Source organism: Nocardia sp. XZ_19_231 (assembly GCF_015355705.1).
GTDB lineage: Bacteria > Actinomycetota > Actinomycetes > Mycobacteriales > Mycobacteriaceae > Nocardia > Nocardia salmonicida.
The window spans coordinates 725509-735674 of the sequence record NZ_JACUZI010000001.1; the positions used below are offsets into that span (position 1 = coordinate 725509).

11 protein-coding genes are annotated in these 10166 nt (G+C 68.1%); 3 read left to right on the top strand and 8 right to left on the bottom strand.

Annotated elements, in window-relative coordinates; all coding sequences use genetic code 11:
- Nucleotides 1-3: 3 nt before the first annotated feature.
- From IBJ82_RS03155 to IBJ82_RS03190, 8 genes are read right to left on the bottom strand one after another with little or no spacing between them, the layout of a single operon-like run.
- Nucleotides 4-657, bottom strand: a complete 654-nt coding sequence (locus IBJ82_RS03155) for a hypothetical protein (RefSeq protein ID WP_194824413.1) — start codon at nucleotides 655-657, stop codon at nucleotides 4-6.
- A complete protein-coding gene (locus IBJ82_RS03160) occupies nucleotides 654-1442 on the bottom strand; it encodes an SDR family oxidoreductase (protein WP_194824414.1) in 789 nt (262 codons plus the stop codon). The genes IBJ82_RS03155 and IBJ82_RS03160 overlap by 4 nt, the downstream gene beginning before the upstream one ends.
- A complete protein-coding gene (locus IBJ82_RS03165; protein ID WP_194824415.1) occupies nucleotides 1439-2356 on the bottom strand; it encodes a hypothetical protein in 918 nt (305 codons plus the stop codon). Before IBJ82_RS03165 ends, IBJ82_RS03160 begins: the two co-directional genes overlap by 4 nt.
- A complete protein-coding gene (locus IBJ82_RS03170) occupies nucleotides 2353-3042 on the bottom strand; it encodes a hypothetical protein (RefSeq protein WP_194824416.1) in 690 nt (229 codons plus the stop codon). The genes IBJ82_RS03165 and IBJ82_RS03170 overlap by 4 nt, the downstream gene beginning before the upstream one ends.
- Nucleotides 3039-4160, bottom strand: coding sequence for an aromatic ring-hydroxylating dioxygenase subunit alpha (locus tag IBJ82_RS03175; protein ID WP_194824417.1), 1122 nt, complete (start codon nucleotides 4158-4160; stop codon nucleotides 3039-3041). The genes IBJ82_RS03170 and IBJ82_RS03175 overlap by 4 nt, the downstream gene beginning before the upstream one ends.
- On the bottom strand, nucleotides 4154-5119 hold the full coding sequence (locus IBJ82_RS03180; RefSeq protein WP_194824418.1) for a dienelactone hydrolase family protein: 966 nt from the start codon (nucleotides 5117-5119) through the stop codon (nucleotides 4154-4156). The genes IBJ82_RS03175 and IBJ82_RS03180 overlap by 7 nt, the downstream gene beginning before the upstream one ends.
- Nucleotides 5120-5162: 43 nt before the next feature.
- Nucleotides 5163-5972: an oxidoreductase gene (locus IBJ82_RS03185; protein ID WP_194824419.1), complete on the bottom strand. Its 810-nt coding sequence runs from the start codon at nucleotides 5970-5972 to the stop codon at nucleotides 5163-5165.
- A gap of 19 nt (nucleotides 5973-5991) precedes the next feature.
- On the bottom strand, nucleotides 5992-7605 hold the full coding sequence (locus tag IBJ82_RS03190) for a carbon-nitrogen hydrolase family protein (protein ID WP_194824420.1): 1614 nt from the start codon (nucleotides 7603-7605) through the stop codon (nucleotides 5992-5994).
- Between the two features lie 236 nt (nucleotides 7606-7841).
- Between IBJ82_RS03190 and IBJ82_RS03195 the strand changes: the two genes are divergently transcribed.
- The 3 genes from IBJ82_RS03195 to IBJ82_RS03205 are packed head-to-tail and all read left to right on the top strand — an operon-like array spanning nucleotide 7842 to nucleotide 10145.
- Complete coding sequence (locus IBJ82_RS03195; RefSeq protein ID WP_194824421.1) at nucleotides 7842-8960, top strand: hypothetical protein; 1119 nt, start codon at nucleotides 7842-7844, stop codon at nucleotides 8958-8960.
- Nucleotides 8957-9547 carry a neocarzinostatin apoprotein domain-containing protein gene (locus IBJ82_RS03200; RefSeq protein WP_194824422.1) on the top strand — a complete coding sequence of 197 codons (591 nt, stop codon included), beginning with the start codon at nucleotides 8957-8959 and terminating at the stop codon, nucleotides 9545-9547. The genes IBJ82_RS03195 and IBJ82_RS03200 overlap by 4 nt, the downstream gene beginning before the upstream one ends.
- Before the next feature lie 19 nt (nucleotides 9548-9566).
- A complete protein-coding gene (locus IBJ82_RS03205) occupies nucleotides 9567-10145 on the top strand; it encodes a neocarzinostatin apoprotein domain-containing protein (protein WP_194824423.1) in 579 nt (192 codons plus the stop codon).
- Nucleotides 10146-10166: the final 21 nt, after the last annotated feature.

The following is a 10166-nucleotide window of genomic DNA, read 5'->3' on the forward strand; positions in this document are numbered from 1 at the left end:
TAGTCATCTCTCGGTTGCTACGGCTTTCTCGGAGACCGCCGTGGCGGCGGCCAGCCGCCACGCGCCGGCCAGGAATGCGGCTTGGGCCGCGGTGTTGCACAACTGCTCGATCCACTGCAACGTCACCGTCTGGTCCGGGCGGGAGGCGAGCGGACCCAGTACGTAGAAGCTCAGCAGCTGCACGCCGAACAGGCCCGCGGCCACGGTGTCGCCGCGATCGCGGGCGATGCCGATCAAATAGATTCCCGTGATGGTCGCGAATACCGTGGTGCTGACCAGCATCGGGATCGAGTCGCGTGCCGCCAGGGCGCCGAGAGCACAGACCGCGGTGAGGCCGACGACCAGGTATCGGAGCCAGCGCGGCGAGGTGTCCGTCTTGGTTCGGGACGCGGCAAGGCACAGCAGGCCGAATCCCACAGTCAGGAACGGAAACAGCATCTCACTCAGCCACGGCAGGTCAGGGCCGCCCGCCGCGGCGACGAGTTTCGCGGTGGCCTTGGCCAGGCCGCCCGCGCCGATGAACACCGCGGCCGCTACCGGCGCCGGGCCGCCGCCGAGCACGCGGCGCAGCAGCAGTACGCCCGCGGTGGTGAACAGCACCGGCGCGAAATCCTCGATCGCCAGCGAGAGCGGGTAGTCGATGGCAGCCGTGCTCATTCGGCGAACAGATCGCGTCGTCGGAAGCCCGCGGTGGCGAAGCGGCCGATCACCTTCGGTGTGGTGAGCCAGCGGACGTGGGCGCCGTTGCGTCGGTGGGTGAGGGCGCGCTCGGCCAGCCAGGGCGTCACGGTCTCGACGCGGTCGGCGAGGATGTTGAATATCTTGCGCGCCTTGGCCAGTTCCTCGGGATCGGCGTAGCCGTGGGTCAGCAGGTCGGTGACCACCATGCCCGGGCTGAGCAGGCCGACGGACACCCCGGCGGGGACCTCCTTCGCCAGGGCCTTGGTCAGGTAGGTCAGTGCCCGTTTGCTGGCGCCGTAGACCGACAGTCCTGGCACCGTGCGACCGTCGCTGCCGAGGCCTTCCATATTCCAGACGTGTCCGCCGCCAGCGGCCGCCATCCCCGCGATCGCGACGGCGGAGCCGTTGATCGCGCCGAGCAGGTTGGTCGAGACGACCTTCGCGGCATCGGCGGCGGGCAGCTCCCACACGGGTGTGCGGGTGTGCGAGATGCCGGCATTGTTGATCCAGACGTCGACGCCCCCGAAGCGGGCTACCGTCGCGTCCCAGAGTGCCTGCAGCTGCTCGCGGTCGGTGACATCGGCAGACACCACCAGCAGTTCGGTTTCGGGAAGTTCCGCGCGCAGTGCGTCGATCCGCTCGGTATCGGTGCCGCACACCGCGACTCGATGGCCGCGTCGCAGTAGCGCACGGGCGATGCCGAGTCCGATGCCGCGGGTGCCGCCGGTCACCACGACGGTGCTGGTCGTCGGCCCGCTCATGCGCGCACCAGCACCCCGTGCAGGACAGCGCTGAGGCTGTTGTGCTCGAACAGTTCGTAGACCACGGCGAGCTCGGCACCCGCGCCCATGCCGGGTTCCGCGTCCATCATGAACTCCCGTCCGTTGAGTTTGGCGCCGTCGGGGAAGTGCAACACCGGGTAGTTGGCCCGGCCGTAGGACGTCGCGTTGCCCCAGGCGCCGGGCCCCTCGTGGAACGAACGGACGCCGTCACGGCGCACCGTCGCCTGGTATTCGCGGTCGATCGCGCCGCTCCAGGTGACGTGGTGCTCGGCGGTCAACAGGCTCGACGGCGTCACCTCGACGGCGATGTGGACGGTGCCGTGGCGTTGCTGGTCGGCGCCCCACAGTTCGCAGTCACCGACATAGCGGCACGCGTCTTTGGTCGGCAGCACGAAAGGGGTAGCTCCGCAGCGTGTTTCGTGCTCGACGAGGTCGTCGGCGAGCGCCGGATCGCGGGTGTAGACCCCGTTGAACACCCCGACCATGGCCGGTCCCTGGTACAGCACCGAGGAGTACACCTGGGTGTCACCGAGTGTCAGGTTCCAGGTGTTCAAACCTACCTGCCAACCGGGGCCGTAGTAGTGCGCGTCGACGAAGCTGCCATACGGTCGACCGGCTCCGTAGAAGTCGGGGCCGGTGTAGAGGCGATCGCTGTCGGAGTCGACGACGCCGAAGGCGAACGGCGCACCGAGCGCGAACCGGCCTGCGAGTTCGCCGCCGCCGGTGAGACCGCCGTCCATGAAGTAGGTCGTCGTTCCGTCGGCGAAGACCGATGAGCGGCGGATGTCTTCGAAACCGCGCCAGACGCCGTCGGCGGCGAACAGCGACGGCCTGCCGACCCATTCACCCGCGATGCGCTGCTGCCACTGGCTCGGCGCTTCGGCGGCGGTCATGCGAGCAGCTCCGCCCGCACGCGCGCGGTCTGATCGTCACCGAGCAGTCGGGCCACCTGCGCCCAGACCGGATCCACTTCCGGACTGAACAGATTCGCCCGGTTCACGCTGTCGCGGACGGCCGTATCGGCGTCCACCGCGGGAACCCCTTTGTCCACGAGGGTGAGCCAATGCCGCAGATAGTCGTCGACGGTGGTGTCGAGCGCGCGGAAGGCGGTTTCGGTGGCTCGACAGACGACCATCCACGGCGACATCATCGCCCGCTGCCGCGGACCGATCGCCGCCGCCGACACGCCGTCGAGCTGCCAGGCCGCCTCCAGTAGCGGGGTCAGCGGCAGGAATGCGGCATCGAGATAGGCGAGGTTCACCGCCAGATCGGCACGCGGAATGAGATCGAGGTGCATGGCGTAGTACTCGCCGCCGTGCACCGAGTCCAGCGTGAAATGCGGGACCGCCGAGTCAGCAGGGGTGAAGGCGAAGAGCATATGGCTGTCGAGGTGGATGGCGGGAACCACCAGATCGACGGCGACGAGCTTGTCGATTCGCTCGCCGTGCATCACCCGCAGCCTGCCGACCGGTTCCGGCGACATCGCGCTGATCAGCGGAATGTCTTCGGCGACAGTGAGTTCGAGTGCGGTGCTCAGTGTCTGCAAGGTGCGTTCGCTGAGTGCGGCGGGCAGGCTCATCGCGGTGTTCCTCCGTTGCGGGCTTTGTGTACCCAGGCTTGGGCGAGTTCGGGGTTGTCGCGGCGGGCCGGTGAGGCGATGACGGTGGCGGTTCGGCGCGGTCCGTCGCCGGTGATGGTGTCGTCCTCGCCCAGCCACCAGCCGTCCTTGATCAGCTGAGTGCGCCTGCGCCGGTAGGCGATTTGCAGCGCGTCGCTGCGGACGTGCAATTCGTCGGCGAGGTCGAACGGCAGCAACTCCGGGCGCTGCCCCTCGACAATCGGTTTGTCCTGCAGCAGGATCGCTTTGATTCTTCTGCGGGTGTCGGCGTCGGCCCATTTACCGGTGAAGAAGTTCCGGTAGCCGAGGATCTTGATCAGGGTGCGGTCCTGCGACAGCGGGATATTGAAGTCGTAGAGCAGCAGATCGCCGATGGGCAGCCTGATGTGCAGTTTCACCACGTTGGGCAGGTACCAGCCGTTGGTGACCGTCACGAATTCGGGGCGCGGCTTGTTGCGGAACAGCAGCCCCCACAGCCCGCCGGGCGGTGGCGGGCTGAGCTGGATATCGGCCTCCGCGGACCAATCATCTTGGCGAATGGAGAAACTCGGAATCTCGGGCTTGTCCGGATTGCCGAATCTGGTGCCGTGCACGAAGGGCGTGTGCGAGGCGTCGACGACGTTCTCGAAGGTCCGCTCGTAGTTCGCCTCGACCTCCATCTCGAACTGCACGACCCGGAAACTCGGATCATCGTGCACCGGGATCTCCGGAATAGGCGGACGTTGATCCTCGGGCAGATCGCCGAGAAAGGCCCACATCATGCCGTAGCGCTCCTCGGTGGGGTAGGCGTCGACGCGGGCCTTCTTCGGGATGATCCGATCCTCGGCATTGGCCGGGATCCGCACGCAGGCGCCTTCGGCGTTGTACTGCCAGCCGTGGTACGGACAGGCGATGCAGTCGTCGGTGACCGTCCCCATCGACAGGGCGCCGCCGCGGTGCACGCACAGGTCCGACAGGCACACCACCGACCCGGCTGTGGTGCGGTACAGCACGAAGTCCTGGCCGAGGCAGGTCACCTTCTTCGGCGTGCGGCCGACCTTGTCGGCGAATTCCAGTGCGTACCAGAAGTTCTTCAGCATTGTTCTCGCTCCGGTAGGTGGGGCGCCACGACGTCCGCGGCGACGAACTCGGCGAGCTCGGTTCGTGCTGTGCTCGAGTCGCACAGGTGGGCGCGCAAGAACGCGGAGGTCAGGCGCGCGAACGGGGTCAGCGCATCCGCGTCGTCGCCGCCGTCGAGGAAGGCGCGGGCGGCGGTCGGATCGGCGTCGGCGATGCCGAAATGATTGGCCCCTTCGATGACGGCCAGCAGGTGCTCGCCTGGTGGCAGCGCCTCGTGGAAAGTGCGAGCCACCGGATCGGGGCGGGTCTCGCCGTCCTCGCCATAGCGGTCGGCACTGCCCGCGATGACACCGTCATTGGTGCCGACGCCGAGCAGGACCGGGCACTCGACCTGCGCCGGCAGGACGGTGCCCGCGGGCCAGCCGAGCATGGTCGCCACCATGGTGTGCGCGCCCCACGCGAACACCGCCGCGACGGAATCGAAGAAGCGTGCCGACTGCAAGACCACGGTGCCGCCCGCCGAGTGTCCGCCCAGCGCGATCCGGTTCAGGTCGAGTGCCCCGCGCAGCGGGCCCTGCGCGTTCAACTCGGCGAGGGCATCGATGACCGCGCCGATGGTCGGGCAGGTCGGGCGGGTGCCGTAGGTCTCCGGGCGGGCGGCGGCCAGGTCGACGCCGCACGTCAGACCGCGCTGGCCGCCGAACAATTCGGCCACCCGGTCGAAAGTCACGACGACGAAACCGCTGTCGGCGATCGCGGTGGCGAATCGGCGGTAAGAGTCCTGGCCGACATTGACACCGGACAGGAACACGACCACCGGATACGGCACCGCCGCGGGATCGGGTGCGAAGACGCCGGTCAGACGTTCGGCATCGTCGCCGGTGGCGATCGCGGGGTAGTAGACCTTCAGATGGGCGGTATCGAACGGTGCGGTTCCCGCGGTGCGAGCCGACCACCAGAGCGAGCGAACAAGTCTCACGCGGGCACCTCATCGACGTGGTGTGGACGGATCGGGCGCGGACTCATCCGACGGGCCTGGGCAGAACTCGGTCGCCGCCCCACAGGCCACGCACCAGACGCTGGGTCAGATCCGCGCCGAACATCCGCTCGCCCATGGCATTCGCGGGATCGCGTTCGGCGATATTGCGACGGATCGCCAGGTCTCGCTCCGCCAACCGGGCCCGCTCACCGACGGGCACCGGCGTCGCCGCGTCCACCCACCCGAGCCATTGCTCGACCCGCGCCGTGAGAATCTCGGCGACCGTCTCGCGATTGGCCTGATTCGGCGGGAAGGAGTAGCAATACGCGGTGGGCGACAGGCTGGACCGGATGAAGCCGGTGCGGCTGGTGAACCAGGTGAAATCGGGATGTTCTTCCTTGAAGGCCAACCACGGCGCGTCGTTGTCGGCGTAGTAGCTGTCGAAATAGTCGCCGTCGCCGACCAGGTCGCCGCGTGGTACCGCATCGACATAGAACCAACCCTGCGGCCACAGCAGCAGCGCGACGCCCAGATGTGGGACCTGGATCTGTGGTCCGAGCCACGCGGTGAGATGCAGATTGACGAAACCGGTGCGGGGGTCGCCGATCCAGGAATGCACCAGCCAGTCGATCTCGGGGCCGGTAAAGGCGGCCAGACTTCCCGATGGTCCGGTCGCCGCGTCGCCGTAGTTCTCCAGGGCCTCGGTCGAGGGATCTCTGGTCAGCTCGAAGCGTTCGGCGATCCGGGATTTCAGCCCGCTCAACAGATCTCGCCATTCCTGGAACGTCTCGGTGACGTCGATTCTGGCGGTGGCGTCGACCATCTGCTCGACGTGTTGCACGGTTTCACTCATCGTTGCTCCGGTTCTGTCGTCACTGCGCGTGCCTGGTCATGGCGTCCAGTGGCCACCGAGGGCGTCCGTCCACCAGGTCGGTGCCTTTGGATACGTTGCGGTTCATGGCTTGCGCCGGCCGCACGGTCGCCCGGACATCGGCGGCGTCGGGCGGTGCGACGGTCACGATCGGGTGGCTGATCACACCGGTGAACGGGCCGCTCCACGCGGTCCAGAGCGTGAAATCGGGGCTGAGCGCGTACACCGCGCCGAGCAGTCCGCCGTGTTCGTCGCTCCCGGCGGCCACCACATTGAGCCGGTTCTCCGCCGCGCGTTCGGACAGGCCGAGTGCCAATTCCCACGGTTCGGTCGGCGAGCAGGGCACTGCCACGATGTCGGCGTCCTGGAGCGCGGCCAGCCGGAAGGTCTCGGGGAAGAGCGCGTCGTCGCCGACCACGATGGCCAGTCGGCCCCATGGCACGTCGAAGACGGTCAATTCGGTGCCCGGCTCCGTCAGCCACGGAAGGCGTTTGGTCGGATGCAATTGAGCTTGTCGGCCGAGCACCCCGTCGGCGGTGACCAGCACACCGTGGTGGGCACCGCCGGCGCGCGCACTCAGCACCACGTGTGTCGTTGTGCCGTTCAGTGCGTCGACGACTTCCGGTATCGATATCTTGGCGAGCTCGGGGAGCACGATCAACTCGACTCCGTCGGCGGCGAGTCGGGCCAGTAGAGCCGGGTCGGCGACCGCGAGCGCGGTGCTCAGCGAATCGGCCCCGGCCGCCGCGCGTCGCCCGCGCGGTGTGGCGGTGAGTGGGGCGTAGAGCTCGGGCCTGCGCGCGGCGAGGATGTCGGTGCCGTCCGGTCGCCGTTTGTCATCGGCCAGTGACACGTCGATATCGGCGACGACGATCGCCTCACCGGTGGCAGGCGCTACCGCGACCGGGACGCCGTCGGGGCCGACGATCTGGCTTTCGCCCGCGCCGTGCAGCCGATCCTGCGGCACTCCGAGGCGGTCCGCGATCGAGGGCAACTGGTCGGCGGGGAGCAGGGGGCCGACCTTGTTGGCGGCCACCACCCAGACCTTGTTCTCCGCGGCGCGTACCGGAATGTGCAGGCTCGCTTCGTCGACGGCGAAGGAGTTGAGGCTGTTGAGTAACAGTTGGGCCCCGCGCAGTGCCAGCGACCGGGTGACCTCGTTGATGACGCCCTCCATGCAGGCGTACATACCGATCCGGCCCAGGGGAGTCTCGAGCACCGGCGATTCGGTCAGGCCCGGATCGAGATAGTCGTTCTCGGCGCCCATCAGGATCTGCTTGTCGGATTCGCCGAGCAGTTCGCCGTCGGGGCCGAACAGCAGGCTGGTGCCGGTGGTGCGGCCGTCGGCACGGGCCAGGGTGACGCCGATCTTCACGAACAGCCGATGTCGGCGCGCCCGCTGCGCGATCGAACTACAGAACGTGTCGCCGGGTGTGCAGGCCATTCGGCGCGCGTGCGCACGGTCCTCGTACCAAGATAGGTGGTTACAGAATTCGGGAAGAACGACCAGTTCGGCGCCAGCGGCGGCCGCGGCGTCGATCATGCGGAGGCAGGCGTCGAGGTTGACCGCGACGTCGGTTCCCGCGGCGAGTTGTGCGGCCGCGACTCGGGTCATGAACTCGGACCCTCTCACTCGTCCAGCGTTTCGTACAACGAAACGCTGTTTCCAACAGTGCCCTGATTCTGTACCCCTCTGAAGGATCTGTCCAGGGGTGGTTCGACATTTCACGCGCCCGTAATTCGTTGAAAGCCCGCTTTTTCTGTCTGTCTTGACAGTGGTCGGCACCGCGGGTTCAATGTGGCAATCGTGAAACTGTGTTTCGCTCAGCGGAACATGAGTGGAGGTTGAGGATGACGAGACATCGCGCATCCGTGTCGGCCGCCCTCTGCGCAGTCACCGCCGGACCGGTCGCCGGTGGGCAGCTGGTGCTGCTTGCCAAACCCTTGGGCGGTGTGGTCGGAGTGCCCGGCGCAGTGGTCGGCTACATCGTGCTCACCGGCGCGTCGCTGGGTCTGTTCGCCGCGTTGCTGTGTCTGTGGCGATTGCGCTCTTCGGTCGAAATGGCAAGTGCGTGTGGTGTTCTCGCGGGCATCGCCGTTCTGGTGGCGGGCGCCGCGGAGACCGTCGTGGTGTTCGCCGTCGCGGTGCTGGTGGCCGGTACTGCCACCGGGCCGCTGCTGGTCGCCGGTCGTACTCTCGCAGCCGATCTCGGACGCCGGAGTTTTGTCGTCATGCACGCAGCGGCGACAGCGGGACTGGTCGTCGCCGCGTGGCTGGCCGGCCGGTGCTACGAGAATCCCGGAGCCGGTGTGATTGCCGCGGGGGCGCTGACCGCCGTCCTCGGTGCGAGCGCTGGACTGTTGCGAGCACGCCTCGCCGAAGCACCGATGTCGCGCCGCCCGGCCACCATCGGCGCGGTGCCCCGTCCCGCGCTGTCGGGATATGTCGCTGTAGGACTCGCAGTCGGGGGCACGGTGCTGCCCGCGCTGCATCTGCTGTTGTTCCGCTGGAACGAATTCGGAGCCGAGCAGCTCACCTGGCTGGTGTTCGCTGCCGCGCCCGCGGTATTCGTGGTCGCGCTGCCGGGGCGTCGACCGGCCGCCGTGCCCGTGCTGTTGATCCTGGCGGCAGGCGGACCGGTGCTCGTGGCGACCGCATCGGGGCCGGTGTTGCTGACGATCGGGCTGGCCGTGACCCTGGCAGCGGCGGCCCGTGCGATGACGGCCCTCGACGAGGAGTTCTGCCCGCGCGCCGATAGCGCCGCCGCTACCGCCGTTGTCACGGCGATCGCGGGTTCGATCGGTCTGGGACTCGTCGATCTGCTCGGTCGGGTCGTCGGTACCGGATCGGCGCTGACCGTGCTGGCCGCCTGCGTACTCGTCGCGGCCTGGCTCTGCGGCAGGTACGACCACGCCGCATCACCTCCGCAGGGCGTGCTCAGCTCACACAACGAAGGAGGCGCGCCGTGAATGGTTTCGCCACGATGACCCGAGCGGCCGCGGCCGCACTGCTCGGCGGATGTCTGATCGGCTTTCCGACAGCGGCATTCGCGCAGGAGCCCGCCGCGATACAGGTCAGCGCGAGCGCCGATCTGACCGAAGGACAGCGAATCACCGTCAGCGGCAGCGGCTTTCGGGCCGGCCTGGCGGCGGTCGCGGTGGGCATGTGTAAACAGGGCTTCACCAACGGGCTGAAGGACTGTGATCTCGACGGCGGCGCGACCTTCGTCAATATCGGCGGGGACGGCACTTTCGGCCCGCTGACGTTGACCGCGCACCACACGTTCCACGCCATCGACTGCACCCAGCAGCAGTGCGTGATCGCGGCCGCACCACTGCCGGGCACCGAACCACCCGCGGTCATCGCAGCCAATTCGGCTGCGGTATCGGTGGCTTTCGCGGGTTCCGGCCCGCCGCCACCACCGGCTCCTGCCCCGGCTGCCGCGCTGCGCTCGGACTCCGATACCGAAGGCCCATCCACCGTGCTGTGGGCGGTGACCGCGGGCTTGCTGGTGATTGTCGCCGGTAGTGCCCTCGCCGATCGGCGGCGATTGTGAAATCCATCAGGAGGAAGATATGAAACGCATCGGTACCCCGCTCGGGATTCTCGGGGCCGTCGCGGTCGCCGCGATCTGGAGTGCGACCCCGGCGGCAGCCGCACCGACCTTGCAGGTGAGTCAGTCCACCGGACTCGCGGCCGGGCAGACCGTCACCGTGACGCTGGACGGACTGCCCGCGAATATGCCCGCGGTGGCGGTCGGGCAGTGCAAACCGCAGATCACCGGTCCTGCAGATTGTCATCTCGCCGGTTCGATGCTCGGCGCCGCCGACGGGCAGGGGCGGTGGCAACCCAACCCCGGCAAAGGGGGAATCGCCCTGGTAGCCACCGTCGGTACCACCGATTGCGCCGCAGCGCCCGGTGCCTGCACGATCAGCGTCACCAGCCTGACGAACGCGACCGAGATCCTCGCCTCGGTGCCGTTGACCTTCGGCCCCGCCGCCGAAACGCCGGTGACCGCGACCGATGCGGCCGAGGCCGAGTCCGAGGACGCCGACAGCAATACCACCATGATGGTCGGCATCGCCGCCGGCGTGGTGGTGATCGCCGCGGTCGCTGTCGCCGTCGTAATACGCAGGCGCGGCACAAACAAGTGAATCCCCGGACGGCACGGAGGC

Coding starts and splice junctions, on each gene's coding strand:
- IBJ82_RS03155 (WP_194824413.1), bottom strand. CDS start 657: ATGAGCACGGCTGCCATCGACTACCCGCTCTCGCTGGCGATCGAGGAT.
- IBJ82_RS03170 (WP_194824416.1), bottom strand. CDS start 3,042: ATGAGCCTGCCCGCCGCACTCAGCGAACGCACCTTGCAGACACTGAGC.
- IBJ82_RS03205 (WP_194824423.1), top strand. CDS start 9,567: ATGAAACGCATCGGTACCCCGCTCGGGATTCTCGGGGCCGTCGCGGTC.
- IBJ82_RS03165 (WP_194824415.1), bottom strand. CDS start 2,356: ATGACCGCCGCCGAAGCGCCGAGCCAGTGGCAGCAGCGCATCGCGGGT.
- IBJ82_RS03160 (WP_194824414.1), bottom strand. CDS start 1,442: ATGAGCGGGCCGACGACCAGCACCGTCGTGGTGACCGGCGGCACCCGC.
- IBJ82_RS03175 (WP_194824417.1), bottom strand. CDS start 4,160: ATGCTGAAGAACTTCTGGTACGCACTGGAATTCGCCGACAAGGTCGGC.
- IBJ82_RS03190 (WP_194824420.1), bottom strand. CDS start 7,605: ATGACCCGAGTCGCGGCCGCACAACTCGCCGCGGGAACCGACGTCGCG.
- IBJ82_RS03195 (WP_194824421.1), top strand. CDS start 7,842: ATGACGAGACATCGCGCATCCGTGTCGGCCGCCCTCTGCGCAGTCACC.
- IBJ82_RS03185 (WP_194824419.1), bottom strand. CDS start 5,972: ATGAGTGAAACCGTGCAACACGTCGAGCAGATGGTCGACGCCACCGCC.